The organism is uncultured Sneathiella sp. (assembly GCF_963976355.1).
Taxonomy (GTDB): domain Bacteria; phylum Pseudomonadota; class Alphaproteobacteria; order Sneathiellales; family Sneathiellaceae; genus Sneathiella.
This window is the reverse complement of record NZ_CAXBKA010000010.1, coordinates 26,852-52,305: the sequence shown is the minus strand read 5'-3', so window position 1 is coordinate 52,305 and position 25,454 is coordinate 26,852. Positions and strand designations below refer to the sequence as shown.

The 25,454-nt window shown below is 52.6% G+C and carries 25 protein-coding genes; 9 read left to right on the top strand and 16 right to left on the bottom strand.

All coding sequences use genetic code 11. The features are described 5' to 3' along the window. Positions 1-12: 12 nt before the first annotated feature. The 10 genes from AAC599_RS17945 to AAC599_RS17900 all read right to left on the bottom strand — a co-directional run bounded on the left by AAC599_RS17945 (position 13) and on the right by AAC599_RS17900 (position 8,783). Positions 13-477, bottom strand: a complete 465-nt coding sequence (locus AAC599_RS17945) for a molybdenum cofactor biosynthesis protein MoaE (protein WP_340151782.1) — start codon at positions 475-477, stop codon at positions 13-15. Between the two features lies 1 nt (position 478). Next, positions 479-730 (bottom strand): molybdopterin converting factor subunit 1, encoded by a 252-nt coding sequence (moaD, locus tag AAC599_RS17940; RefSeq protein ID WP_340151781.1) that lies wholly within the window; start codon positions 728-730, stop codon positions 479-481. Beyond that, positions 727-1,983 carry a gephyrin-like molybdotransferase Glp gene (gene glp / locus AAC599_RS17935; RefSeq protein WP_340151780.1) on the bottom strand — a complete coding sequence of 419 codons (1,257 nt, stop codon included), beginning with the start codon at positions 1,981-1,983 and terminating at the stop codon, positions 727-729. The genes moaD and glp overlap by 4 nt, the downstream gene beginning before the upstream one ends. After that, positions 1,967-2,488: a molybdopterin-guanine dinucleotide biosynthesis protein B gene (gene mobB, locus AAC599_RS17930; protein ID WP_340151779.1), complete on the bottom strand. Its 522-nt coding sequence runs from the start codon at positions 2,486-2,488 to the stop codon at positions 1,967-1,969. The genes glp and mobB overlap by 17 nt, the downstream gene beginning before the upstream one ends. A 25-nt stretch (positions 2,489-2,513) precedes the next feature. Then, positions 2,514-3,077, bottom strand: coding sequence for a CDP-diacylglycerol--glycerol-3-phosphate 3-phosphatidyltransferase (gene pgsA, locus AAC599_RS17925; RefSeq protein ID WP_340151778.1), 564 nt, complete (start codon positions 3,075-3,077; stop codon positions 2,514-2,516). Positions 3,078-3,151: 74 nt separating this feature from the next. Beyond that, positions 3,152-5,065 carry an excinuclease ABC subunit UvrC gene (gene uvrC / locus AAC599_RS17920; protein WP_340151777.1) on the bottom strand — a complete coding sequence of 638 codons (1,914 nt, stop codon included), beginning with the start codon at positions 5,063-5,065 and terminating at the stop codon, positions 3,152-3,154. A gap of 420 nt (positions 5,066-5,485) precedes the next feature. Continuing rightward, the gene (locus tag AAC599_RS17915) at positions 5,486-5,899 is read right to left on the bottom strand and encodes a dihydroneopterin aldolase (protein WP_340151776.1); all 414 of its coding nucleotides are present in this window, start codon (positions 5,897-5,899) and stop codon (positions 5,486-5,488) included. Beyond that, positions 5,892-6,650: an SDR family oxidoreductase gene (locus tag AAC599_RS17910; RefSeq protein ID WP_340151775.1), complete on the bottom strand. Its 759-nt coding sequence runs from the start codon at positions 6,648-6,650 to the stop codon at positions 5,892-5,894. The genes AAC599_RS17915 and AAC599_RS17910 overlap by 8 nt, the downstream gene beginning before the upstream one ends. A 27-nt stretch (positions 6,651-6,677) precedes the next feature. After that, positions 6,678-7,652, bottom strand: coding sequence for a calcium/sodium antiporter (locus AAC599_RS17905; protein WP_340151774.1), 975 nt, complete (start codon positions 7,650-7,652; stop codon positions 6,678-6,680). Between the two features lie 201 nt (positions 7,653-7,853). Next, positions 7,854-8,783: a TraB/GumN family protein gene (locus AAC599_RS17900; protein ID WP_340151773.1), complete on the bottom strand. Its 930-nt coding sequence runs from the start codon at positions 8,781-8,783 to the stop codon at positions 7,854-7,856. An 87-nt stretch (positions 8,784-8,870) separates the two neighbouring features. Here AAC599_RS17900 and modA point away from each other — a divergent pair, with 87 nt between their 5' ends. Beyond that, the gene (modA, locus tag AAC599_RS17895; RefSeq protein ID WP_340151772.1) at positions 8,871-9,674 is read left to right on the top strand and encodes a molybdate ABC transporter substrate-binding protein; all 804 of its coding nucleotides are present in this window, start codon (positions 8,871-8,873) and stop codon (positions 9,672-9,674) included. A gap of 10 nt (positions 9,675-9,684) precedes the next feature. Here modA and uvrB read toward each other — a convergent pair whose 3' ends face one another. Beyond that, positions 9,685-11,853: an excinuclease ABC subunit UvrB gene (gene uvrB, locus AAC599_RS17890; RefSeq protein WP_340151771.1), complete on the bottom strand. Its 2,169-nt coding sequence runs from the start codon at positions 11,851-11,853 to the stop codon at positions 9,685-9,687. A gap of 159 nt (positions 11,854-12,012) precedes the next feature. Further along, complete coding sequence (locus tag AAC599_RS17885) at positions 12,013-12,243, bottom strand: DUF1127 domain-containing protein (RefSeq protein ID WP_340151770.1); 231 nt, start codon at positions 12,241-12,243, stop codon at positions 12,013-12,015. A 150-nt stretch (positions 12,244-12,393) separates the two neighbouring features. Here AAC599_RS17885 and AAC599_RS17880 point away from each other — a divergent pair, with 150 nt between their 5' ends. The 5 genes from AAC599_RS17880 (at position 12,394) to AAC599_RS17860 (ending at position 18,356) form a co-directional block, all read left to right on the top strand. Beyond that, a complete protein-coding gene (locus AAC599_RS17880) occupies positions 12,394-13,326 on the top strand; it encodes a transcriptional regulator GcvA (RefSeq protein ID WP_340151769.1) in 933 nt (310 codons plus the stop codon). A gap of 141 nt (positions 13,327-13,467) precedes the next feature. Then, complete coding sequence (locus AAC599_RS17875) at positions 13,468-14,670, top strand: pyridoxal phosphate-dependent aminotransferase (protein ID WP_340151768.1); 1,203 nt, start codon at positions 13,468-13,470, stop codon at positions 14,668-14,670. Positions 14,671-14,863: 193 nt separating this feature from the next. Further along, positions 14,864-16,879: an elongation factor G gene (locus AAC599_RS17870; protein ID WP_340151767.1), complete on the top strand. Its 2,016-nt coding sequence runs from the start codon at positions 14,864-14,866 to the stop codon at positions 16,877-16,879. Positions 16,880-16,982: 103 nt separating this feature from the next. Next, complete coding sequence (msrP, locus tag AAC599_RS17865; protein WP_340151766.1) at positions 16,983-17,954, top strand: protein-methionine-sulfoxide reductase catalytic subunit MsrP; 972 nt, start codon at positions 16,983-16,985, stop codon at positions 17,952-17,954. Between the two features lie 108 nt (positions 17,955-18,062). Continuing rightward, positions 18,063-18,356 (top strand): ferritin-like domain-containing protein, encoded by a 294-nt coding sequence (locus AAC599_RS17860; RefSeq protein ID WP_293959041.1) that lies wholly within the window; start codon positions 18,063-18,065, stop codon positions 18,354-18,356. 768 nt (positions 18,357-19,124) lie between these two features. Here the strand turns inward: AAC599_RS17860 and AAC599_RS17855 are convergent. The 3 genes from AAC599_RS17855 to AAC599_RS17845 form a co-directional block, all read right to left on the bottom strand. Next, complete coding sequence (locus tag AAC599_RS17855; protein ID WP_340151765.1) at positions 19,125-20,015, bottom strand: LysR family transcriptional regulator; 891 nt, start codon at positions 20,013-20,015, stop codon at positions 19,125-19,127. A gap of 53 nt (positions 20,016-20,068) precedes the next feature. Beyond that, positions 20,069-21,037 (bottom strand): thioredoxin-disulfide reductase, encoded by a 969-nt coding sequence (gene trxB / locus AAC599_RS17850; protein WP_340151764.1) that lies wholly within the window; start codon positions 21,035-21,037, stop codon positions 20,069-20,071. A 124-nt stretch (positions 21,038-21,161) separates the two neighbouring features. Continuing rightward, positions 21,162-22,115: a mitochondrial fission ELM1 family protein gene (locus tag AAC599_RS17845; RefSeq protein WP_340151763.1), complete on the bottom strand. Its 954-nt coding sequence runs from the start codon at positions 22,113-22,115 to the stop codon at positions 21,162-21,164. Positions 22,116-22,298: 183 nt separating this feature from the next. Here AAC599_RS17845 and AAC599_RS17840 point away from each other — a divergent pair, with 183 nt between their 5' ends. The 3 genes from AAC599_RS17840 to AAC599_RS17830 all read left to right on the top strand — a co-directional run bounded on the left by AAC599_RS17840 (position 22,299) and on the right by AAC599_RS17830 (position 24,849). After that, positions 22,299-22,793 carry an Lrp/AsnC family transcriptional regulator gene (locus tag AAC599_RS17840; protein ID WP_340151762.1) on the top strand — a complete coding sequence of 165 codons (495 nt, stop codon included), beginning with the start codon at positions 22,299-22,301 and terminating at the stop codon, positions 22,791-22,793. Positions 22,794-22,865: 72 nt separating this feature from the next. Further along, complete coding sequence (locus tag AAC599_RS17835; RefSeq protein WP_340151761.1) at positions 22,866-24,491, top strand: acyl-CoA synthetase; 1,626 nt, start codon at positions 22,866-22,868, stop codon at positions 24,489-24,491. A gap of 85 nt (positions 24,492-24,576) precedes the next feature. Next, positions 24,577-24,849, top strand: coding sequence for a hypothetical protein (locus AAC599_RS17830; RefSeq protein WP_340151760.1), 273 nt, complete (start codon positions 24,577-24,579; stop codon positions 24,847-24,849). A gap of 410 nt (positions 24,850-25,259) precedes the next feature. Here AAC599_RS17830 and AAC599_RS17825 read toward each other — a convergent pair whose 3' ends face one another. Beyond that, positions 25,260-25,442 carry a DUF1192 domain-containing protein gene (locus AAC599_RS17825; RefSeq protein ID WP_340151759.1) on the bottom strand — a complete coding sequence of 61 codons (183 nt, stop codon included), beginning with the start codon at positions 25,440-25,442 and terminating at the stop codon, positions 25,260-25,262. Positions 25,443-25,454: the final 12 nt, after the last annotated feature.

The window sequence follows — 25,454 nt, the reverse complement described above, 5'->3', positions numbered from 1 at the left end:
TGACCTTTTCGGTCATTCATGGCTGTCCGCCGACCACCTTTTTGCGGCGTCTATATCCGTCTGCCGTTCCTTGACCCAGCTTGCCCCGCCGTCTTCGCCTTTCTCCATTTTCCAGAACGGGGCCTTTGTCTTCAGCCAGTCCATCAGGAAGTTTGCGGCGTCAAAAGCGTCCTGGCGATGGGGGGAGGCCGTGACCACAAGGACAATCGGCTCCCCAAGGGCCATGTCGCCATAGCGGTGGATAATCAGGCTTGCCTGTAAATCCCAACGCGCCTTTGCCTCTGTCTCTATCTTAGCAAGTTCCCGCTCCGTCATTCCGGGATAATGTTCCAGGCTGAAGCCCTTTACGGCGGACCCTTCATTGAAGTCGCGGACAAGACCGGTAAAGCTGACCACTGCGCCGATATCCGTCCGGCCCTTCGTGAGTTTGGCCATCTCCGTGCCAACATCAAATATTTCACGCTGAACGCGGATCATCCTAGCCTCCGGTCACCGGTGGGAAAAAGGCGATCTCGTCATTTTCGCTCAATGCAGTATTTCCCACGATATATTCTTGATTGACCGCAATACGGACAACCTCAAGGTCACTGAATACCTCTGCGAAGGCCGGGCCGCGCGACTTCATCCAGTGAACGAGGCTGTCCGTGTCCGATCGCTCTTCCGACCAGGGCAAGGTTTCCTCAGTCATCTGCAATTTGGCTTTCAACCACGCAAAATAGAGAATTTTCATCTCATCAACTCCGAGAAGGACAGAAAGGTAACCATATCTCCCTCTTCAATATAGGTGACATCATCTCCGATTTCGATCAAGCCATTTGCCCAGACAGCCGACGAGAGAATGCCGGATCCTTCCGTGTGATACTTCTCGGCCGTTCCGATGCCATCTGCTGCCGGTGTGTAGCGCCCGCGCAGCCATTCCGTACGGCCGGGTTTCTTTTTCATCGTGAATCCGGCTTTTGCCTGAAAGGTAAGGGGGGGCTCTGATCTCCAGCCACTTAATATTCCCACCAGCGGGCGGACAAATTTCAGCGCACAGACGAGCGCAGCGATGGGGTTTCCCGGCAGCCCCACAAATGCAGTATTCCCAATCTGTCCGAGAGCGAGCGGGCGCCCCGGCTTGATGGCAATGCGCCAGAAATGCAGCTGGCCGATCTCTGATAGGGCTATCCTGACATGATCCTCTTCCCCCATCGACACCCCGCCGGAGGTGATAACAAGATCATGCGCCTCCGACGCGCGCTTCAAAGCATCCCGGACAGTCTGCCGTTTATCCTTCAATATGCCAAGATCCGTTACCTGACAGCCATAACTCTCAAGAAGAGTGGTCAGGATAATTCGATTGCTGTCGTACATGCTGCCGATGAAGGTGGTCTCGCCCGGACTGATCAGTTCATCACCTGTTGAGAAAACGGCAACTCTCAGGTGGTTGAAGACCCGGACGGTGTCAATCCCGACTGAGGCAAGATAGCCGAGTTCCTGTGCGCGAAGTCTGGTGCCGCGCTTTAGCAGAACCTGTCCTTCGCGAATATCTTCTCCCGCTTTTCTGCGGTTCGCGCCTGATTTGAGATGAGCAGGGAAGATAACCTTATCGCCCTCAAAGGAGACATCTTCAACCATGACAACAGTGTCGAAACCGTCTGGCATCAGCGCCCCGGTCAGTATCTTGACGGCTGAACCGGGTGGTGGTGTCTCCGTCATTGGATGCCCCGCCGTGCTTTGGCCAGCAACTGCACGCGGCGTTTCATCGGCGTTTCGATAGCTGGAATATTCAAAAGCGAAGCCGTCAACGGCGGAATTGTCGGAGAGCGGCACGTTCTGCGGTGCGACAATATCTTCCGCAAGGTAACGGTCTTTTGCCTCGCGAAGGGCGCAAATCTCTACACCGACAAGCAGGGAGGCGGCGCTCGCGATTTTCTCAAGCGCCTTGTTGGCGCTGATCATCTCCGACACATTGGCGAAACAATCGTTAGCAAGCCGTTCCATGGGTTGCCCTCTCCAGTTTGAAATGCTGAATGATGAACTCAGCAATGCAATGTTCGTCATTCAAGTCCAGAACCGGGATGGGCGCCTCAAAATCGGATGCTGGTGTCGCCAGTGCTATCACGGTTTTGTCTGACATATATCGCGGCTTGGTTCCGCTTTCCGTGCGCCAGACTTCAATCTTCGGAAAATCATCTGTCTTGAAACCTTCCACCAGCAGGATATCTACCGGAGACAACTTTGCAATCAACTCGTCAAGCGTTGCCTCTTCTTCATTGCGGTTTTCATGCATGAGCGCCCATCGGTTCGCGGAGGAGACAAGGACTTCCGCCGCACCGGCCTCCCGGTGACGAAAGGAATCCTTGCCCGGTGTATCAATATCAAATTTGTGGTGTGCATGTTTAATGGTGGAAACGCTGTACCCGCGCGCGCGCAATGCCGGTATCAGACGGACCAGAAGAGTCGTCTTGCCGTTTCCGCTCCATCCTGAAATCCCAATGACCTTCATGATCCGATTGCCCAAACATGCTGTTTCACGCGCTGTCTTTCATCATATGCTTGAGGCCGAGGCGGAGATAGTCGTAGCCTGTCCAGACGGTGAGGACGCCTGCGAGCCAGAGGAGAATCTGACCGATGAGGGTGGCATCAAACTGATCGGCAACAGCCGGACCACCCAGGAGAAAGCAGAGGGCAAATATCTGGGCCGTCGTCTTCCATTTGGCTAGCTTACTGACCGGCATGCCGACGCGGAGCTCCGCGAGATACTCCCGAAGGCCTGACACCATGATTTCACGGCAGAGGATAATCGTGGCCGGTATCAAGTCCCAGTCTCCGATGCGACCGATACCAACCAGCACCAAAAGAACCGACGCGACCAGCAACTTGTCTGCAACGGGGTCCATAAACCGGCCGAGGTTGGAAGTCTGGCGATAACGGCGGGCAAAGTATCCATCGAAAAAGTCCGTTATACCGGCGGCAATAAACAGCCCCAGCGGCACCCAGCTTGACAGTTTTCCCGGCAGGAACAGTGACGCCAGCAGCAAGGGGATGACAATAATGCGCGACAGTGTCAGTAAATTCGGTAAGCTAAGGAGCATGGATTGTTGACGCCGACGGACTGGAGATAAAAAAGCAGTATAGGCAGGCCGCAACATGAATTAAAGAGCAGAAATCAGCTTTCTTCATGGAAAAACCGGTAGATTGTCTCAGCGGTTGCACGGGAAATTCCCTCGACTGCCTGTAAATCACTCAGGGCCGCTTGCTCAACTCCCTTGGCGGATCCAAAGCGGTTCAGGAGAGCCTTCTTGCGCTTGGCGCCGATACCTGGAATTTCATCCAGCGGTGATTTTCCGATCGCACGGGACCGTTTGGCCCGATGGGTGGAGATAGCAAAGTGATGCACTTCGTCCCGAAGCCGCTGCAAGAAATAAAGCGTCGGATCCCGCTCCGGCAGGGAGAAGGGGGGCTTGCCTGTCATGAAAAAGCGTTCCCGTCCGGCATTGCGGTCCGGTCCCTTCGCAATTCCGACCAGAGCAACGTCGTTGATTTCAAGTTCGTCAAACACTTCTTGCGCGACAGATAACTGTCCCTGACCTCCGTCAATCAGGATCAGGTCAGGCCATTGTTCTCGTGAGCCGGAAACGATAGGCCCGGATTTATCGGGATCCTCCTTTTGCAGGCGGGAGAAGCGGCGAGTCAGCACTTCGCGCATCATGCCGTAATCATCGCCGGGGGCCAGCGCCGTATTCTTGATATTGAACTTCCGATAGGCCTTTTTCTCAAACCCGTCCGGACCGGCAACAATCATACCACCAACTGAATGAGTGCCGGAAATGTGGCTGTTGTCATATACCTCGATCCGGGTGGGGGGATCACCGAGATCGAAGGCTTCTGCGACACCTTCCAGATGCTTCCGCTGGGTCGCGTTTTCCGCCATGCGCCGCGCGAGCGCGCCTTTTGCATTCATTCTGGCATGTTCGACCATTTCCTTCTTCGGGCCACGTTGAGGAGCCTCGATTTTGACAGTGCGCTCGGATGTAATGGAGAGGGCCTCGGCAATCAGGTCGGCGTCTTTCAGTTGATGGCTTGTCCAGATACGGCGCGGCGCTCCACGTCCGTCATAGAACTGACCGATAAAGGCGCTCAGGATATCCTCAAGCTCATCTTCCTTGTTGTGTGATGGATAATGTGCGCGGTTACCGAAGTTCTGACCCGATCGCAGAAAGAAGACCTGAACGCAGGTCTGCCCGCCTTCCTGATGGGCGGCGATGACATCCACCTCGTCGTCTCCGGGCAGGTTTATGGTCTGTTTTGACTGGATATGGGCCATTGCTTTTAACCGGTCCCGCAAAATGGCGGCCTGTTCGAAATCCAGGGAGTCACTCGCGGCCTGCATTTTCCCCGCCAGTTTCTCTTGAAGCATATGGCTTTTACCGGAGAGAAAATTACGCGCTTCGTCAACAACATCAAGATAGTCTTCCCGGCTGATCAGATTGACGCATGGACCAGAACAGCGCTTGATCTGATATTGCAGGCAGGGGCGGGTCCGGTTCTGAAACTCTGAATCCGAGCAGGAGCGCAAGGGAAACAGCCTTTGAAAGGTGGCGAGAGTTTCATTCACGGCACCGGCGGAGGCAAAGGGACCGTAATATTCCCCTTTTCGGGATCGTGCCCCGCGATGCTTTGTGATCTGCGGCCATTCGTGATCACCGGTGATCAGGATATAGGGAAAGGATTTATCATCGCGGAGGATGATGTTGTAGCGAGGTTTGAGATTCTTGATCAGATTTGCTTCAAGCAGCAAGGCTTCCACTTCGGTATGGGTGGAGACAAATTCCATCGACCGGGTGAGGGAGACCATCCGCATAATGCGCGTTGATTGCCCCGTCATTTTGACATAGGAGCTAACCCGTTTCTTAAGATTTTTTGCCTTGCCGACATAGAGTACCTGACCACTGCCATCGATCATGCGATAGACGCCCGGGGTTCCCGGCAGGTTTTTCAGGAACCGTTCGATTACCAAAGCGCCGCGCCGAAATGGCGATTCGCTCATATTGTCTGATGATTCGAGTTCCTGTTGCGTCATTTCCTAAAATCTTCTCGTGAAAATCGTTTAAAGTTAGTCGCGAGAGTTAAAACGATCTTCAGTAAAATACCCTAACCCCCTTATAAAAAAGAGACATTAGAGATCAATTTTTTTGCTTCAAATTTCCCCATTACAGTTTTTTGACACTATCCACGATTCCTGTGGAAAACTTTGTGCATAACCTATCGACATAACCCTGTAGGTCATAGGAAACCTTGCCTTTGACGACCCTGCTTAAAAATTAGGCAATTTTTTAAGTATTTGAATTATATACCATTTTTAAATGTCAAGCCAGAGGTTCAAGGAAAAACACAATTTTTTTCACGGGTTGCATCGAAACTGGGGAATTCCTGCGGTGATGTGCACAACTATCACAGAGATTTCGTCAAATTTTATGTTTTTTGCCTGACGCCGACAAAATTACGACCTTCCACGAATGATTTCAACACCGACACTTGTCGTGTTTTTTATCGCGTTGAGCTTTTCCACTTTGACCTTCACGAGGCTAACCCGTTCATTATTAAGACAGATCGCAGCGGCTTTCTCGGCGAGTGTTTCAACCAGGTTAACGTGCTCGCTTTTCGCCATGTCCATGATGTGATTTGCGATGGTCTCATAGCAGACCACATTCTTGTAATTATCCGCGAGCGGGGCCGGTGCATCGAGCACAGTCATCTCGATATTAAAACGGACGGGCTGAGGGGTTGATTTTTCATGCGTATAAACGCCGATGAGCATGTCCACCATGAGATCGGTAATAAAGACCTGATGCGTGGAGGTTGGCCGGGTCATTTTTTCCGGAAACAGGACATTGGCTACTGTGGGTTTATTCATATGCATCTTCCTTCGCACTGCCCTGAAATATGGGTAGATGCTGGCCCCCATCAAGGGAGATAAATTCTCCCGTCATTGATCTTGCCTGCACAATGAAAAGTATTGCCTCCGCAATCTCCTCGGGTTCTGGGCCATATCCTAGCGGAACGGATTGTTGCTGCTGTTTGAATTGCGCCGCCGTTTGTCTTGAATTAGCCAGCGTTGGTCCCGGTCCGATGGCATTTACCCGTATGTCGGGAGCGAGCGCCATGGCGGTGGTCTGCGTAAGGATCCAGAGACCGGCTTTGCTCAAGGTGTAGGTTGTGAAATCCGGCCGTAGGTTAAAAACCCGCTGATCGGCGATGTTGACGATATTCCCTTGCTCTTCCTTCGGCAATTGTGCGGCAAAAGCTTGCGTGAGCAGCATGGGAGCGAGAAGGTTGGTGTTTAGATGATGGTGGAAGCTTTCCGCCGTGGCATCGCTGATGGTATCTTTAGCGAACACGGCGGCATTGTTAACGAGGCAGGTGAGGGGGCCCAGATTTGCCGTAGCCTCTGGTATGATCCCTGCGACAGCACTCGCGTCTGAGAGGTCAGCTTTGACAAGGCAGACACGAGTATTCAACTCTGCAAGCTCTTCTTTCAGAGTTTCCGCGTCTTTTCTGGATTGATGGTAATGCAGTGCGACACCCCAATCCTCCTTGGCAAAGGCAAGAGCGATGGCGCGGCCTATTCTGCGGCTGGCGCCGGTTATCAGTACATTGTTTGGCATTCCTGAAAATGTCCCGTTTAACATTGCCTAGTGCAACGGCGCAGCATAAACACCTGACATACCATAAAACTGAGCTGTGATATAGGCGACATAGGCGATGCAGAAAGCTCCACCGAGAGCTCGCCCTATCGGCTTTTTGGAGAGGAAGATGGGGATCATGAGCAGCGAGACGAAAAGCATTACCCAAAGATCGAAATGGAGGATTTGTGTTGGAGCCGTCATCGGTTCGACAATTGCGGTTACCCCTATGATACCCGTAATATTAAACAAGTTCGATCCCAGGACGTTTCCGATGGCGACATCTCCATGACGGCGAAACGCGGCAATGATGGATGTCGCCAGTTCCGGCAGGGAGGTTCCCAGCGCAACAAGTGTCAGGCCTATGATTTCATCTGACACGCCGGCGACCCTGGCGATCACTTCGGCGCCTTCCACAAGCAAGTGAGATCCGAGGATCAGTCCGGCAAGGCCCATAAACACAAACAGGAGGGAAAAGGGCAGGCTTTTCGGCATATTCTGCTCATATTCTTCCAGCGCTTCTTCCGCTCCTTCATCCCCCTCTTTGCGGGCGCGGAAATAGGATCGAAGGACAACAACCGCAAGAAACCCCACAAGAATGGCCCCCTGCCAGAGCTGGATCGTGCCGGTCCAGGCGAGCACCATGAAGAGGAGGGTGGCGGTGATCATGATGAAACTGTCGCGTAATGCCGAACGAGCATCGCAAACGATCGGATATATCAACGCAGGCACACCGACAACCAAAAGCACATTGGCGATGTTACTGCCAATCACATTTCCGAAGGCGATGCCAGGGACGCCATCCAGCGCCGCCTGAATACACACCACCAACTCCGGCGCTGAGGTGCCGAAGGCGATCACGGTGAAGCCAATCACCAGTTTGGATACACCCATTTGCTCGGCTAGGGCGACGGAGCCTCGGACAAGAAGTTCACCGCAAACCAGAAGGATAACCAGACCAGCAGCTACTTGCAGATACATCATTTTGGGTTAGTCCTCCAGGACTTATTCCCCGTTATACGCATACAGTCACCACTGTTCCTTGAAGACAATTGGTTGTTATATAGACATGCCCCCGCAGCAGTAAAAGAGCTAAAGACATTAAAATGCCTTCTTTTCCGATGGCGTGACGATTTTGACTCACCGGTCCAGCATCGTCTTAAAGAGCTTGTGGAAGACTCAACGTCAGTATTTTTGCTCTATCTCATAGCCCAGCTTTTCAAGGAGCGAAAGGACGCCTTCATCCCCTGGTAAATGTAGTGCGCCGATCCCGACGAAGGCGTTTCCCCTTTGCAGTTCGGGAAGCATTCGTTCGACCATTCGCTGGTTGCGCATATATATGAGGTCGGTTGTCATGATCTCGCTCAAGGCCGAGCTGGTTTCCTGGAGCGTCTCCTCGAGGTTGCAGGCTATCCACCCCGTATTGCCGGAAAGGTAATAGCTTGTCATGGTTTCAAGTTCTTCATTCAGGCGGTGGTTTTCATCAATTGCCTGATCAAGATATTCTAGCTGAACCGTATCGCTCATGGAGTCGAAAATAGAGAGCTGTTCTGCGTTGGTTTCAAGCGCGATCACCCGTTTGCCTGATTGCCGCGCGGATTTTTCGAGTTCCTTGTCCAGCAGTGTCAAAGTATGGCCGTCAGATTGCGGTGTTGGAGGCGGCTGACTGATGATCGCTGCGGCGGCCCAGACCTTGACGCGATCGAGAGTTGCCGGAGGCATGCCATATGCAGCGGCGATCTGGGACAGTTCGATGAAGCGGGTGTCACCAATCTTCTCCTTCAGGCTTTGTCCGGGGGCCAGTAGCATCATCTGCTTGTTCCGCGCGAGTTCATCGTCTTTCAGTGAGGTTTCAAACACGGCAGTGTTCGAGGCCATAAAGACCTGCATGATGACACCTGGCAAATGAAGTATTCGCGGATCTTTTGAATGCATGGTGCCGAAAATATAACTGGGAACGGCATCGCCTTTGCTGACCTTCCAGAGCCTTCCCTTGTCATAAGGGCGTTCGGCGCAGTTTTCCGGTGGCGATTGGTCAGCGAGAGAGGCGGGTGCGACCCCAAACTGTATGAACAAAAATGCAAGGCCGAGAAGCAGTTTTGAAAATAGTGTCATTGCAGGCCTCGTTAATTGCGAAAATAGATGAACTATGGCTAGATATAACATAGTCAGGCGGGATTCCACGGGATAGGCGGAAAAAGTATGAGTGGCGAGATGATGCGACAGGGAATTTTTCGGACCTTTTGGCGTTCTCTCGTGTTGCCGGTCGCACTCGTCATTCTTCTCACCGGTTCCGTCAGGGCCGCGGAAAATGACGTGATTGTCTTCGCCGCGGCCAGTACGACTGATGTCGTGTCAGCCCTTGCCAAGGAGTTTGAGAAACGCACCGGATTTACCGTTATTCCCTCTTTCGCCGGCAGCGGAACCCTGGCCCGGCAAATCAGTGAAGGCGCCCCGGCGGATATAATGATTTCCGCCAATATGGAATGGCTTAATTATCTGGATCAGGCTGGCTTCCTTGGGGCGGAAAGTCTGGCAAAGATTGCGTCCAACAACCTGGTTCTGGTTGTGCCGGAAGGGACCCCGTTTCCTGACCCTTTCGAACTTGAGAAACTACCGTCCATTCTTGGGCAGGGGCGGCTGGCAATCGGAAATCCGGCGCATGTCCCGGCAGGGAACTATGCAAAGGCGGCGCTTCAGTCCTTGAATTTGTGGGATCAGCTGGAAAGTCGGCTCGTTCTGTTGCCGAATGTCCGTGCTGTGCTGGCTCTGGTGGAGCGAGGCGAGGTTCCCTTCGCCATCATTTACGAGACTGATATGCGTCTTGGTAAAAATATCAGCCTTGCAACCGTTTTTCCGGCTGATTCTTATCCACCGATTTCTTATGGCATGGCAAAAATCAAAGACAATGACGACCATTCAACCAACCTGTTCTATGATTTTGTGCTCTCGCCGGACGGGCAGGAGATTTTCCGCCAGTTCGGATTTATTGGGGGCGGAAACTAAAGTTGGCGCCTTAGCGGGAGCGGCCGCCTAAGACATGACCGCCACCGGCGCGCCCTTTACGAGACCGTCCTTGCGGGCGGCCGCTGTTAGGGCCGCCAATGCCCAGTTCCCGATCCTGTAGCTTTTTGATTTCGTCACGGATGCGGGCAGCTTCTTCAAACTCAAGATCTCCCGCAGCGGTCCGCATTTTCTTCTCGAGCTCTTCGATATGGGCTTCAAGGTTGTGGCCGATCATATGGCTTGTTTCTTCAAGACCAAGGCCGACATTATAATGATCCTGCTCATAAACGCTTTGCATAATGTCGCTGATGTTTTTCCGCACGGACATGGGGGTGATGCCATGCTCGGCATTAAAGGCTTCCTGTTTGTCCTTGCGTCGTTTTGTTTCATCCAGCGCATATTGCATGCTGTTCGTCACTTTGTCCGCATAGAGAATAACGCGGCCATCGACATTTCGGGCGGCGCGGCCGATGGTCTGAATTAGTGATGTGGACGACCGAAGAAACCCTTCCTTATCCGCATCCAGAATGGCGACGAGGGCGCATTCCGGAATATCCAGCCCTTCCCGCAAGAGGTTGATACCGACCAGAACGTCAAAGGTCCCTAAACGAAGGTCCCGGATTATCTCAATTCGTTCAAGCGTATCGATGTCTGAATGAAGATAGCGGACCTTTATGCCATTCTCATGAAAATACTCCGTCAGGTCTTCCGCCATTTTCTTGGTGAGCGTCGTGACAAGGACGCGCTCCCCCTTGGCGGCGCAAAGCTTGCTTTCGCGCATCAGGTCGTCCACCTGCTGTGCGACAGGGCGGATGATACATTCCGGGTCGGTCAGGCCCGTCGGGCGGATAACCTGTTCAACGAAGGCACCGCCGGTGCGCTCCAGCTCCCAAGGGCCGGGTGTTGCCGAGACGAAGACCGTTTGCGGTCGCATGGCTTCCCATTCCTCGAACTTAAGCGGCCGGTTATCCATGCAGGATGGCAGTCGGAACCCGTATTCCGACAAAGTGGATTTTCGGCGAAAGTCACCTTTATACATGGCGCCGATCTGGCTGACCGTGACATGGCTCTCATCTACCATCAGCATTGCATTGTCGGGCAGATACTCAAACAGAGTTGGCGGGGGTTGCCCCGGGCCGCGTCCCGAAAGATAGCGTGAATAATTTTCAATTCCGGCGCAGGCGCCCGTCGCCTCCATCATCTCAAGGTCGAACATTGTACGTTGTTCAAGCCGCTGCGCTTCGAGCAGCTTGTTCTGTGCCTCAAATTCGGCAAGCCGCGATTTGAGCTCCTGCTTGATCAGTTCCTGAGCCTGTTTCAGAGTCGGCTTTGGCGTCACGTAATGGCTGTTTGCGTATACACGCACTTCAGAAAGAGTACCTGCTTTTTCCCCAGTAAGCGGATCGAACTCGGTAATGCTCTCCAGCTCATCGCCGAAAAGCGAGAGACGCCAGGCGCGATCTTCCAGATGGGCCGGGAAAATTTCAATTGTATCGCCGCGCACCCGAAAGGTGCCGCGGGTAAAGCTCGCATCATTACGCCGGTACTGAATTTCGACAAGCTTGCGAAGCAGGGACTGACGATCGAAATCCTTGCCGACTTTCAAATCCAGTGTCATCTCACTATAGGTTTCGACCGAGCCGATACCATAGATACAGGAGACGGAGGCGACAATAATGACATCATCCCGCTCCAGCAGGGCGCGGGTTGCTGAGTGACGCAGGCGATCAATCTGCTCATTCACCGATGCGTCCTTCTCGATATAGGTATCCGTCCGGGCGACATAGGCTTCCGGCTGATAATAGTCGTAGTAGGAGACGAAATACTCGACCGCATTATTGGGGAAAAACGCCTTCATCTCGCCATAAAGCTGCGCGGCGAGCGTCTTGTTATGGGCAAGGATAAGCGTCGGCCGTTGGAGCTTTTCGATGACTTTTGCCATGGTAAAGGTTTTGCCCGACCCGGTCACGCCGAGCAGAACCTGATCCTTCTCATGCTGTTTTATGCCGTCGACAAGAGCGTCTATGGCTTCAGGCTGATCGCCCGCAGGTTCATATTCTGAAACCACCTCGAACGAGATGCCACCTTCAGATTTTTCAGGTCGCGCAGGGCGGTGAGGAATGAATGCCGCCGAAGCGTCTTCCAGTCCTGATGTTTCATTTTTGTTCTTTAGCTGCATAAGGAGGTTATAGGGCGCTCGCGAAGAAATTTCCAATTCAATCTGACAGGAAATGCAAATTTATGTGCAAGATATCTTGCGAGAGCAAGTGCCCGCCCGGACGTCTGAGGACAGGAATGGGGGAGGACAGACGTTATTCCGGGCGGTATTTTGAAACCATTATGACTGCCAGAAGGCTTTGCCGGTTTCGGTCTTAATCTGGGCGGAGGAAAGGCCCATGTCATTCAAATATTCCTCATCCAGAGATGCCAGGTTGTACCGCATTGTTGCACGTTCCTGCCATTTAAGGATCATTGCTGTGACGGACCTCATGACCCCGGCGCTGCTGCCATAGCCGCTGACGGGCGCGAGATGCATGTTGCCACCATTAATAACTGCTTTTGTTGCCATCTTCTTATTCCTTTACTCAATTGCGCGGCCCGACGATATGGCTGCACCGGTTGTTCTGATAGGCCATATTTGTTCTTTTTCTGACTTGATTACAAACGACAAATTCTAATAGAGTGATTTAGTTTTTCTAATCTGAAACAGGATTGTGTAATGCGCTTTCCCCCGTTAAAGGCGTTACGTAGCTTTGAAGCAGCGGCGCGGCATTTAAGTTTTTCTAAGGCAGCAGAGGAACTGTTTGTGACGCCTGCGGCCGTTAGCCATCAGGTCAAGGCATTGGAGGATTGGCTGGGAGTAACCCTGTTCAAGCGGCTGAACCGGGCCGTGATTCTGACGAACGAGGGCCAGAACTATGTAATGGGGGTACGGAACGGTCTGGAAATAATTGGCGCGGCGACGGAAAAGATAATGCTTCAGGATGCCTCTGGCGCTTTGCATGTGGATACACTGCCGTCTTTCGCGGCCCGCTGGCTGCTGCCGCGTCTCAGCCGGTTTCGGGAGGCGCATCCTGATATAGATGTAAGGCTGTCTGCCTCCGATCATCTGACGGATTTTAATCGGGAAGACGTTGATGTAGTCATTCGCTACGGTCATGGTCATTATCCGGGTCTTCGCGTCAACAAACTCTTGACGGAGGAGTTGATGTTTCCGGTGTGCAGCCCAAGCCTTCTCGAAGGAAAGCATCCCCTGCGCCACCCGGATGATCTGAAATACCATACCCTTCTGCATGATGATATGCGGATTGACTGGCAGGCCTGGCTGGCGATGGCGGGCGTTACGGGAGTTGATCCGAAGAAAGGACCGAGTTTCAATGACAGTTCCATGCTGTTGACGGCGGCGATGGAAGGGCAGGGGGTGGCGCTCGGGCGCAGTACACTTGCGGCGGATGACCTTATGGCGGGAAGGCTTGTCCAGCCATTTAACATTCAGCCCATGCAGGCGGATCACGCCTATTATATCGTGAGTCCTGAAGAAGCGGCGGATCGCCCTCGCATCGCGGCCTTCCGGGAATGGATTATGGAAGAGGCGTCTGTCAGTTCCGGTCGCTTTAAGGCGCGTACGGAGGAAGGGAATACTGATACATAGAAATGATGTTCTTCCAGTATTTCGGGGCCTTTTTAAGAAAAACTAATGGTTTGTGACGGCAATAAGCGTTATAGACGCTAATGCGTGAAGGCGCGGGAAAGCGCCATGTTTTTATCCAAGCGGAAAGAGAGATGCGAAGTTATGTCTATTGTTGCGCAGAGTCTGGGTCGTATTAAGCCTTCTGTTACCATTGCGGTCACTACAAAGGCCGCGGAACTCAAACAGGCGGGTCGCGATGTTATTGGTCTTGGAGCCGGGGAGCCGGATTTCGATACGCCGGATAACATAAAGGAAGCGGCAATCCGTGCGATCAGCGAAGGCAAGACGAAATACACGGCCGTGGATGGCATTCCGGAGCTGAAAAAGGCAATTTGTGCGAAATTCAAGCGTGACAACGATCTCGATTATGAACCGTCCCAGATAACGGTCGGCACTGGCGGCAAGCAGATCATCTATAATGCATTGATCGCCACTCTGAATCCAGGCGATGAAGTGCTTATTCCGGCGCCATACTGGGTCTCCTATCCGGACATGGTTCTGCTGGGCGGCGGGGAGCCGGTTTTTATTCCGACATCCGCGGAGAACAACTTCAAGATGCAGCCCGCTGATCTTGAGGCGGCCATTACGCCAAAAACCAAATGGCTGATTTTCAACTCTCCGTCAAACCCGTCAGGTGCCGGGTACAGCCATGATGAATTGAAGGCGCTGACGGATGTTCTGGTCCGCCATCCGCATGTCTGGATATTGACCGACGATATGTATGAGCATTTGGTGTATGGGGACTTCAAATTTGTCACCCCGGCTCAGGTCGAGCCTGCCCTTTACGACCGGACGCTGACCATGAACGGGGTTTCGAAATCCTATGCCATGACGGGATGGCGCATCGGCTATGGCGGGGGTCCGGTGGAGTTGATCAAGGCGATGGCGAAAGTGCAGTCGCAGAGTACGTCCAATCCTTGCTCTATCAGCCAGTATGCGGCAGTTGAGGCGCTGAACGGGCCACAGGATTTTATTGCGGAGCGGGCGAAAGTCTTTGAAGATCGCCGTGATCTTGTCGTCGGTATGCTGAACCAGGCAAAAGGCCTCAGCTGCCAGGTGCCGGAAGGGGCCTTTTATGTCTATCCATCCTGCGCCGGGTGTATTGGCAAGAAAACGCCGGAGGGGAAGGAGATCACGAGTGATTTCGATTTTATCTCCGAGCTGCTCGAGAGGGAAGGTGTCGCTGTTGTCCATGGAGAGGCCTTTGGACTGTCGCCGCATTTCCGTGTCTCTTATGCGACGTCGACGGAGGCCCTGACCGAGGCCTGTGAACGTATTCAGCGGTTTTGTGCCAGCCTGAGTTGAGATAAAAGATAAATTCACTGGAAAAGGCGGCTGATGATTCGGTCGCCTTTTTTTATGAGCCAGAGCCTGCCGTAAAATTTTCCCAATCGCTCCTGCGTTTCTGCGCCTTGCCGACGGCACTTCAAGAATCTTCTTGCTTGAGTTGCCCTGGAGGAAGAACATTAGAATAATCTAACAAACAGGGAGGTATGTTATGGTCGTAGACAAACCCAAGGGACCTCGCAGTGTTGCGCTGGTGGGTCCCTATTCAAGCGGTAAAACAACTCTTCTTGAAGCCATCCTGCATATTTGTGAGGAGACGGACCGCAAAGGTAGCGTCCCGGCAGGGACTTCCTGCGGTGACAGTTCGAAGGAGGCGCGGGAGCGTCAGATGAGCGTCGAGGTCAACGCCGCACATGCCAACTATCTTGGCGATGAATTTACCATTCTGGATTGTCCCGGATCCGTTGAATTCTTCCAGGAAAGCGAGAACGCGCTTGCCGGTGTCGATGCGGCCGTCGTGGTGTGTGAGCCGGATGGCGAGCGGGCGCTAACCTTGTCTCCACTCCTTAAATGTATACAGGAGAAAGGGCTACCAACCTTTATCTTTGTAAACAAGATGGATAAAGCGCATGGCTTGGTACATGATCTTTTCAACTCGTTGCAGGCGGTTGCTGATCGCGCGCTCGTATTGCGGCAGGTGCCGATTTTCAAGGACGATATTATCACCGGCTATGTCGATCTCGCGTCGGAAAGAGCCTATGTCTACAAGGAAGGAGAGGCGTCGCGCATCATCGATCTTCCACCGGAAATGGCGGAGGAGGAGGGGACCTCACGTTTTGCGATGCTCGAAAAGCTTGCCGACTTTGACGATCATTTAATGGAAGAGCTGCTGGAGGATATTGACCCGGAGCGTGAGGAGATTTATGCGCTGCTGCAAAATGACCTGCGTGAAGGATTGGTAACGCCTGTGTTCCTGGGGTCTGCTGAGAATGATAACGGTGTACGTCGCCTCCTGAAGGCTTTACGTCATGAAGTGCCGGAGGCTTCCGTTGCAGCGGAGCGAAACGGCTTTAATGCCACCTCCGGAGAGCCGGTTGTGCAGATACTCAAAACCTATATGTCCGCCCAAGGCGGCAAACTCTCCCTCGGCCGCATCTGGTCCGGAGAAATAAACGACGGCGACACCCTCTTCGCCGGAAGAATTGGCGGATTATACCGGCTGCAAGGCGGGAAATCAGAGAAGATAACCAAGGCCATGCCCGGAGACATCGTTGCCTTCGGCCGACTTGATGACGTGCAGACGGGCGACATTCTAATGAAGGGCAAGACGGTCGCGATGCCGGAGGATCAGGTGCTGGCGCCTGTTTATAGTATCGCCCTCGTTCCGGAGAATCGGGATGAGGAGGTCAAGCTCTCTGCGGCCCTGGCCAAGGTCCTTGAAGAAGACAACTCGCTCAAGGCCGAACATAAGCAGGAGACGCAGGAACTGCTGTTGTGGGGGCAGGGCGAGATTCATTTGAATGTTGCTCTGGACCGGATGCGCAACAAATATGGAATTAGCGTGAAATCACGACGGCCAAAAGTTGCTTATAAGGAAGCTATCCGGAAGGCGGCGAAGCAGCATGCCCGATATAAAAAGCAAAGCGGCGGCCATGGGCAGTTCGGGGATGTGCATATTGAGATCAAGCCGTTGCCGCGAGGCTCCGGATTTAATTTCGAGGAGAAAATTGTCGGAGGCTCCGTCCCCAAGCAATATATCCCTGCCGTTGAAAACGGGGTGAAGGAATATCTGATGGAAGGTCCGCTTGGGTTTCCGGTGGTCGATGTTTCCGTGACCTTGTTCGACGGGCAGTTCCACTCGGTTGATAGTTCGGAGAATTCATTCCGGTCCGCCGCGCGGATCGCCATGAGCGAAGGTATGCCGAAATGCGATCCGGTATTGCTGGAGCCGATTTACAAGGTGGAAATCGCAATGCCGTCGGAGCATACATCGCGGGTGAACAGCATTGTTAGCGGCCGTCGGGGGCAGATTCTGGGATTTGATGCCCGTGACGGCTGGGATGGCTGGGATATGCTGGTGGCGATGATTCCGGAATCCGAAGTGCATGATCTGATCGTCGATTTGCGGTCCGTAACTCTCGGGGTGGGGACCTACCGCAGCGAGTTTGATCATCTGCAGGAACTGACCGGCCAGAACGCGGACAAGGTACTGCAGAATCGCAACTGAACCTGCGGCCTGTGGACACTGCTCACAGACTGTTGACTTGTAGTTGAAGCTTCGTCGCCCGATTATCTCCTGTAACATGAACCAAGCAGGAGGAACTGGGCGCGTGCTAATTCGAAATCCAAAAGGCTGGGTACTCCCTGAATCGAGAGCTACTTCGGAAGATGTGTATCTGAACAGGCGGAAGATCCTGCAGGGAATGGTGGGCGCCGGACTGATTGCATCAATCGGATCGTCGGCCGCCATCAAATCCGCTCTTGCGGAGGAGGCCGATCCAAGCGCCGATCTCTATCCGGTGCCTCGCAATGACCGCTATAAAATTATGCGGGAACTGACGCCGGAAAAAATCGCCACGACCTACAACAATTTCTATGAGTTCGGGTCGCACAAGGAAATCTATAACGCAGCGCAGGAGCTTAAAATCCGGCCCTGGACAGTCAAGATTGACGGTCTTGTGGAAAAGGAGATGGAGATCGGTGTAGACGACCTTCTTGCAAAAATGCCGCTGGAGGAGCGCTTATACCGCCATCGCTGCGTAGAGGCCTGGTCCATGATCGTGCCCTGGAGCGGATTTCCCCTGAAGGAGCTTGTAAAATTCGCAGCACCGACGTCCAATGCAAAATATCTGGTTATGCAAACCTTCGAGGATAAGTCGGTTGCACCGGGTCAGCGGCAATTCTGGTACCCATGGCCCTATACCGACGGTCTGACGATAGAAGAGGCGACGAATGATCTCTCGTTCATCGTGACGGGCCTGTATGGCAAGCCCGTTCCGAAACAGAATGGCGCGCCTCTAAGGCTTGCGGTGCCTTGGAAATACGGTTTCAAGCACGTGAAGTCCATTGTCCGCTTTACGTTTACGGATAAGCGACCGACGACGTTTTGGGAGGCCCTTGCCGACGAGGAATACGGTTTTTGGGCAAATGTGAATCCGGAGGTCCCCCATCCGCGCTGGTCCCAAGCGACAGAGCGCGATATTGGAACCGGGGAGAGAATCCCGACGGAAATCTATAACGGTTATGGTGAGTATGTCGCCGATCTCTATAAAGACATGAAAGGCGAAAGGCTGTTTATGTAGATATTTGATATTTCCGTCTCCGGCGGGTTGCGAATGTTTCAGCTTCTGCTATCTATAAAATGATAACTTTCTGGAATCATTCCAATGCGCCAAGGAGGGCGGTATTAAATGGCTAATGAAGGATACCACGAGCCAATCGAGGAACTTTCTGATGAAACACGGGATATGCATCGGGCAATTACGTCGCTGATGGAGGAGCTGGAAGCCGTTGACTGGTATAATCAACGGGTTGATGCGTGCAAGGATGAGGAGCTGAAAAAGATTCTCGCACATAACCGTGATGAGGAAAAAGAGCACGCTGCAATGGTGCTGGAATGGATTCGCCGTCGGGATTCCACCCTGGATCACGAACTAAAGGATTATCTGTTCAAGGAAGGGCCGATCGGCCATCATCACGATTAGCCTTCCCCTGAAACCAAAAATGCCAGCCAAGTAAATGGCTGGCATTTCTGACAGGGAGGTGCATCCAAGATAAGATGCAACAAAACAAGCGGATAGGGAGGGACCCACTCGTTTCTTGCCGGAAGAATCCGGCATTCGTGTGATGTTTGCTCAACACCTCACAACTTCAATATTGGGTTGCTTTCAAGTTTTAGAAGACGCAATTAAGCATATCAGCCATGTTGTCACGGCATGCAAAAAAAAGACCGGCCTCAATGAAGAGGCCGGCTAAGTCTAACAGGGAGGTATTGCCTTTCGACAATACAGATTACATGTGATTGGGAGGAATACATGTAATCGATATCAGCAGGGAGCTGATATTTTGAATGCTGCAACGCAACATCCATGGTCTATAAATAGCTAACTCCAGCCTCGGTTTCCACCAATAATATTGCAGTGCACATATGCAAAAATTGCATAGCTAAATAATGGAACATGAATCGCGGTTTATAAGATTTTTCAAATTTAGATACAGAATATAGCCAAAAAAAGACCGGCCTCAGTAAAGAGGCCGGCCAAGTCTAACAGGGAGGTATATGTCAAGAAGACATAGGATTGCAAAAATCAGGGAGGAAATTTTGCAATACCGCAAAAATCAGAGATTTCTGCGGGAACGTGTGTTGCGATGCAACATCGTTCGCCGTCTTTCTATAAAAATATGGGCCGTCGGAAAAGATCAATTTCGTCAATGCTAATATGCTTATCCTGCATGGCTTGACGGAGACAATGCTAAAAGGAGTATTCAGCCACTTTCTGGATCAGAAAATCCCGAAAAATCGTCACCCGTTTGGATTTCCGCAGCTCTTCCGGATAGACATAGTAGGAATCGAAGGTTGGGCCTCCGACGTCGGGCAGGATGCGAACGACATTTGTATGGCCGTCTACAATATAGTCAGGAAGGCTCGCTATCCCAAGGCCGCTTTGGACCGCCAGCAGCAAGCCATAGACGTTGTTGACCTTGAATATGGGCTCCTTTTCACGTCCGACCTTAGAGAGTTCATTCACCAGCCAGTTAACATTGGAAATGTTCGACGGCGCCTCATCGCCATAGCTAATAAGGTTACAGTCAACAATATCTTCCAGGCGTGTCGGCGTACCATACTTTTTCAGGTAATCCGGCGACGCGTAGACATGATGATTGACTGTCATCAGTTTACGCTGAATAAGATCGGGCTGAACCGGCGCGCGCAAGCGAATGGCGATATCGGCTTCCCGCATGCCAAGATCAAGTTCCCGATCCGCCAGAATGAGATTGACCGTGATATCCGGATAGAGCTCGATAAATTCCCGAATGCGAGGTGTAAGCCAGTTAGCGCCCAGCCCGACGGTTGCGGTTACCCGGAGCTCGCCCGAGGGCTTTTCATGCGCGTCCATCAGCTGGGCTTCCGTCATTGCCAGTTTGGAAAAGACTTCATGGGCGGTTTGAAACAGCAACTCTCCTTGCTCTGTCAACAACAGTCCGCGGGCGTGACGGTGGAAAAGGGCGACCTGAAGGCTTTCTTCAAGGGCGCTGATCTGGCGGCTGATGGCGGACTGGCTGAGATGCAGGGTTTCTCCGGCGCGCGTGAAACTGCCAGCCTCTGCAACCGCATGAAATATGCGCAGTTTATCCCAATCCATGTTTTCTCCGCTGCGGAACTCAGGCGCCTTCGCCCAAACCCTGCGGTCCCTCTCTACTCAGCGGCTTCGGCCGAGGCGCTTTCATGTTCTGCAATGTATTTTTCGGCTTCAAGCGCGGCCATGCAACCGGTGCCCGCCGCAGTAACCGCCTGACGGTAAATCTTGTCCTGCACATCGCCACAGGCGAAGATGCCGGGGATATTGGTCGCGGTGGAGTCAGGCGCCGTGATCAGATAGCCCTCGCTATCCATATCGAGCTTGCCTTTGACAAGTTCCGTATTCGGTGTGTGACCAATAGCAATAAAGACACCATGCACGGATACTTCCTGCGTCTCTCCGGTTTTTACATGGCGCAGGCGTGCGGCGGTAACGCCGAACGGATCGTCCTGCCCGATAATTTCCTCAAGAACATGATCCCAGATGACCTCAATCTTCGAGTTTTTCATCAAGCGGTCCACGAGGATCTTTTCGGCCCGGAGTTCATCCCGCCGATGGACCAGCGTCACCTTATCGGCATGATTGGTAAGATAAATTGCCTCTTCCACGGCAGTGTTGCCGCCGCCAATGACCATTACTTCCTTGCCGCGGTAGAAAAAACCGTCGCAGGTGGCGCAGGCGGAAACGCCAAAGCCCATATATTTCTGCTCGGACGGGAGGCCGAGCCATTTCGCCGCCGCCCCGGTCGCGATCACCACGGATTGCGCGATATACCTCGTTCCGGAATCAGCTGTCGCAATGAAGGGGCGCTGGGTGACATCCAGATCGACAATATAATCGTTGAAAATGCGCGTGCCGACATTCCGGGCCTGAGCTTCCATCTGCTCCATCAGCCAGGGTCCCTGAATGGGATCGGCAAAGCCCGGATAGTTCTCAACGTCTGTCGTAATCGTCAGCTGTCCGCCAGGCTGTAATCCATGCACGAGAATCGGATCGAGCGAGGCACGCGCCGCATATATGGCCGCTGTGTCGCCTGCCGGGCCGGAGCCGATAATTAAAACGTCCGTGTGATGAATATCCGTCATGCCGAACTCCGGTATCATGTTGCCGTGCTTTTGAAGTTATAGCTGTATGTATAACGTGCGACGAGGCCATGCAAGGGGCGTCCGCAACTTTGCGGGAACGGTTGTGCGGCCTGATGCTTTGCGGTCACTTTTGACGCGCTTGAAGAATATCCCTGACTTCAGCCGCAACCTTTTGTGTTTCAAGGAGAGGCGGATATGTCCATTGTTCCAGGTGGCCCTTAAAAGGGCGGGTATAGCCTTTATCGCGCATACGTTTATGAAAATAATTGAACTTGGCGTTCCCGCCGGGCAGTTCAAAAATATGAACCGGTTTGCCAAGAGCGCAGGCTTCACAGACCATATTGACAGAATCACCTGTTACAATAAGGGCATCGGCAAGTGCCAGATATCCAAAATAGGGATTCTCGCCGTCTCCCGTCCAAAGCTGATGCGGGACATTGCTGAGTGCCGATTTGAGAATATGTTCGTTTGCTTCGCCCGTGCGCCGGGACGTTGTCACGAGAAAGCTGCATTTTGTTTCCTCATGAAGATGCTCCAGTTTTGCCGCGAGATCCTTCATCACATCCTCGGTCATATCATAGCATCGATTGCTGCCCCCGATCAGGACCGTAACGAGAGGCGAGGGAAGATGGGAGACCTTTTCCCGGAATTTCTCGCCTGCCTCATGCAGCTTTTCCGGCGTTATCCGACCGAGCGCGCCTTCACATACCAGCACGTTTTTGCCACGTAGCTTGTCATGCTCGGGTACGATGACAAGATCAAACTTCGAAGCATCGCAGTTTGGAGTCTGGATATGGATGGTGGATGTTTTGACGCCATTTGCCTTTTTTATCGCCAGACTCGCCGGGATAGACTGCCGTCCACACGTTATTAGGACATCGGGCCAGGGCGGAAGGAGTAGATCACCGGCTTTGTCGAGATGGGCTAGAGGGTTGATCCAGAACTGCGGCGGCAACCATCGCCATGGGGCTTTCGTAACAATTCGTTTGACGTCAAACTCAAGGCCCAGCGCCTCGGCAAGGCCGATTCCCTGAATTTCCATGCCTGCACTGCCGTCGGTGACGATCCAGCATGACATTTGATTTTCCCCCGCACTTACATTTATTTTTCTGGCATAGGCTGCGGCTTTGGTATGGGTCAAGTGATTTAGCGGCTCGCCGGGTAATTTTCTTACTCTTTTGGCATAGTCCCTGCTTCTATGGCTTGGCGGAACGCAATCTTTGTAATAATATTGCGTACAATTAATGTTCGGAGGAAATAAATGCAACGCGTAAAGCTGGACGAAATCGATCGACGTATCTTGCATGACCTGCAGGAAGACGGGCGTATCACCAATGTAGAACTGGCAAAAAATGCCGGCATATCGGCCCCTCCGTGCCTGAGGCGGGTTCGCGCCCTTGAAGAGGCGGGATATATCGAAGGGTATCATGCACAGCTGAACCCGGAGCATCTCGGCTTCGGCGTTACAGTGTTCGCGCTGGTTGGTCTTCAAAGCCAGGCTGAGAACGACCTTTCCGCCTTTGAAAAACTTGTGCAAAGCTGGCCGCTGGTACGGGAATGCTACATGCTTGCTGGAGAAAATGACTTCATCCTGAAGGTTGTGGCAAAAGACTGGGACACCTACCAGCATTTCCTCACCCATGCATTGACAGGCGCCCCAAACGTGGAGCATGTGAAGACATCTCTGGGGATTAGGGTATCGAAATTCCTGCCTGGTGTGCCGGTAACCCTCGGCGGTGCAAAAGAAGGAACGTGAGCGCATCCGCAGGAATGACAATTAACTCATTGGCTAATTGATTAATTTTTTGAAAAAGATTGGGAGACTCTTTTGACTAAAAATCCGTATCAGACTGATCTTGATCGTAATCCCGCGAACTATGAACCGTTGACGCCCCTCACATTTCTCGAGCGATCGGCAGCCGTTTATCCGGACAAGACCGCCATTGTGCATGGTGAGCTCACCTATAATTATCGTGAATTTTATGACAGGTCCCGCCAACTCGCGAGTGCGTTGAAGGCCCGCGGGTTGGGGGTCGGTGATACCGTGGCCATCATGGCCCCGAATATTCCTGCGGTGTTGGAGGCGCATTACGGTGTGCCAATGATCGGGGCGGTGCTGAATGCCCTTAATACCCGGCTGGACGCAGCGGCGCTGGCCTTCATTCTCGATCACGGTGACTGCAAGCTGCTTTTTACGGACCGGGAGTTTTCCTCCCTCATTAAGGAGGCCTTAACACTTGCCAAGGTGAAGCCGATTGTCATCGATATCGATGATCCGCTTGCGCAGAGCGGTGAGTTGATCGGCGAGATAGAGTATGAGGCCTTCATCGCGAGCGGTGATCCGAATTTTGAGTGGCAAGGGCCGGAAGATGAATGGTCAGCGATTTCCCTGAACTATACATCCGGCACGACCGGAGATCCGAAAGGCGTGGTCTACCACCATCGGGGCGCTTATTTGTCCGCCATGGGGAATGCCGTGTCCTGGAGCCTGCCCAAGCATCCAGTTTATCTCTGGACGCTGCCGATGTTCCATTGCAACGGATGGTGTTTTCCCTGGACGCTAACGGCCGTAGGCGGCACGCATGTCTGCCTGCGCAAGGTCGAGGCCGGTGCGATATATCATGAATTGGGAAGATGCCAGGTGGATCACATGTGCGGCGCGCCCATCATTCTTTCCATGCTGATCAATGCATCGGCCGAAGACAAGGCAAAGGCTCCGAAGGGCGTGAAGTTCATGGTCGCTGCGGCTCCGCCCCCTGCGACGGTTCTGGCGGAGATGGATGAGATGGGTTTCGATGTTACTCATGTGTATGGCTTGACCGAAACCTACGGCCCTGCTGTTCTGTGTGACTGGAACGCGGACTGGGATGACAAACCGGTTGAAGATCGGGCGGCGCTTAAGGCACGTCAGGGTGTCCGCTATCATGCGCTGGCCGGGCTTGAGGTCATGGACCCTGAAACTATGACTCCGGTCGCCGCGGACGGCAATACCATGGGCGAGGTAATGTTGCGGGGTAACCTGATCATGAAGGGGTATCTGAAGAACGCGAAAACTACGCAGGCATCATTCAAGGGTGGCTGGTTCCATTCCGGTGATCTTGGTGTCGTCCATGAAGACGGATATGTCGAACTCAGGGACCGCTCAAAGGATATCATCATCTCAGGCGGGGAGAACATCTCGACAATCGAGGTGGAAGGAACCCTCTACAAGCACCCTGCTGTGCTGGAAGTTGCCGTCGTTGCCCGTCCGGATGACAAATGGGGAGAAACGCCTTGTGCTTTCGTCATGCTGCGGGAGGGTAAAGCGGCAACGGAAGCAGAGCTGATTCAGTTCTGCCGCGATAATATGGCTCACTATAAATGCCCGAAGACGGTCGTGTTTGAAGAGTTGCCGAAAACCTCCACAGGGAAAGTGCAGAAGTTCGTCCTGCGGGAGCGGGCGCGAAATTTGTGATGGGTTCCGGGATGGCCGGGTTATCAAAAAATTAACCAAAAAACCGCTAGTATAGCGTCAAGTTTCTGGTTAGGAGGGCATGAATGTGACCCATTATTTGGTAACTGAAGACAATCCGGCGGGCAAGAAGTTGGAAGACGTACTTGGTATGTTGCGAAAAGACATACTTGAGCGCTGTGCGTTGATTACCGACGATCAGCGGGTCGAGGCCAAAGCCGTCCTCGCTAATAATATGCGGATTCTCAATTCCCTGACGGATGCCATTTTACTGGCGGAAGACAGTACAAGCATTCTCGATAAGGCCTTTGGTCCCAGTCAGGCGTCAAAGGGCGGGCCGCCCCGCATCGGGCATCTGTAAGGACTCTGGAAGTAGTATAAATTATTAAGGGGGCTGCCACATAGGGCGCCCCCTCTTTTTTGCCTCAACCTGTCAGACTTGCCTCTGATGGAGCGAATTAAAACGCCGATTTCGTGCAAGAGTCAAGAGGCTATGTTGCTGATTTATTAAACGAAAGAGGGTAGAGTTTTAGGTGCAGTGCAAAAAAAGAGCCGCCTTGAAGAAGGCGGCCCAAGTCAACAGGGAGGCGTCATAGAGGCTGGAACAAGGATTCCAGCCAAATGCAGTCCAAGTTGGGCTGCAGCATTTAACTTAAAGGTCAAATCTTAAATTACAATTAATGAATATACAAATTTTTAGCATTTTCGTCATTTTTTATATAAATATTCTACTGATTCGCGCCGCGCCGCATCAGGTTGTGAAATTTAATGCTAACTCTTGAAGAAGGTTGCCGCGGCATTCTGGGCCGATTTCTTTTTAGAAATAACCTGCTTTGTTCTTTCGATTTCTTCCGTCAGGGACACAATATATTCTTCAAGGTCCGAGATTGACATGGTATCGAAATTCACCGGGCCGCTTCCCATGACGGGTTTGTCATCATCATCGCTTGTCATTGCTCATTTCCT

Coding starts and splice junctions, on each gene's coding strand:
- AAC599_RS17945 (WP_340151782.1), bottom strand. CDS start 477: ATGATCCGCGTTCAGCGTGAAATATTTGATGTTGGCACGGAGATGGCC.
- moaD (WP_340151781.1), bottom strand. CDS start 730: ATGAAAATTCTCTATTTTGCGTGGTTGAAAGCCAAATTGCAGATGACT.
- glp (WP_340151780.1), bottom strand. CDS start 1,983: ATGGAACGGCTTGCTAACGATTGTTTCGCCAATGTGTCGGAGATGATC.
- mobB (WP_340151779.1), bottom strand. CDS start 2,488: ATGAAGGTCATTGGGATTTCAGGATGGAGCGGAAACGGCAAGACGACT.
- pgsA (WP_340151778.1), bottom strand. CDS start 3,077: ATGCTCCTTAGCTTACCGAATTTACTGACACTGTCGCGCATTATTGTC.
- uvrC (WP_340151777.1), bottom strand. CDS start 5,065: ATGACGCAACAGGAACTCGAATCATCAGACAATATGAGCGAATCGCCA.
- AAC599_RS17915 (WP_340151776.1), bottom strand. CDS start 5,899: ATGAATAAACCCACAGTAGCCAATGTCCTGTTTCCGGAAAAAATGACC.
- AAC599_RS17910 (WP_340151775.1), bottom strand. CDS start 6,650: ATGCCAAACAATGTACTGATAACCGGCGCCAGCCGCAGAATAGGCCGC.
- AAC599_RS17905 (WP_340151774.1), bottom strand. CDS start 7,652: ATGATGTATCTGCAAGTAGCTGCTGGTCTGGTTATCCTTCTGGTTTGC.
- AAC599_RS17900 (WP_340151773.1), bottom strand. CDS start 8,783: ATGACACTATTTTCAAAACTGCTTCTCGGCCTTGCATTTTTGTTCATA.
- modA (WP_340151772.1), top strand. CDS start 8,871: ATGAGTGGCGAGATGATGCGACAGGGAATTTTTCGGACCTTTTGGCGT.
- uvrB (WP_340151771.1), bottom strand. CDS start 11,853: ATGCAGCTAAAGAACAAAAATGAAACATCAGGACTGGAAGACGCTTCG.
- AAC599_RS17885 (WP_340151770.1), bottom strand. CDS start 12,243: ATGGCAACAAAAGCAGTTATTAATGGTGGCAACATGCATCTCGCGCCC.
- AAC599_RS17880 (WP_340151769.1), top strand. CDS start 12,394: ATGCGCTTTCCCCCGTTAAAGGCGTTACGTAGCTTTGAAGCAGCGGCG.
- AAC599_RS17875 (WP_340151768.1), top strand. CDS start 13,468: ATGTCTATTGTTGCGCAGAGTCTGGGTCGTATTAAGCCTTCTGTTACC.
- AAC599_RS17870 (WP_340151767.1), top strand. CDS start 14,864: ATGGTCGTAGACAAACCCAAGGGACCTCGCAGTGTTGCGCTGGTGGGT.
- AAC599_RS17860 (WP_293959041.1), top strand. CDS start 18,063: ATGGCTAATGAAGGATACCACGAGCCAATCGAGGAACTTTCTGATGAA.
- AAC599_RS17855 (WP_340151765.1), bottom strand. CDS start 20,015: ATGGATTGGGATAAACTGCGCATATTTCATGCGGTTGCAGAGGCTGGC.
- trxB (WP_340151764.1), bottom strand. CDS start 21,037: ATGACGGATATTCATCACACGGACGTTTTAATTATCGGCTCCGGCCCG.
- AAC599_RS17845 (WP_340151763.1), bottom strand. CDS start 22,115: ATGTCATGCTGGATCGTCACCGACGGCAGTGCAGGCATGGAAATTCAG.
- AAC599_RS17840 (WP_340151762.1), top strand. CDS start 22,299: ATGCAACGCGTAAAGCTGGACGAAATCGATCGACGTATCTTGCATGAC.
- AAC599_RS17825 (WP_340151759.1), bottom strand. CDS start 25,442: ATGACAAGCGATGATGATGACAAACCCGTCATGGGAAGCGGCCCGGTG.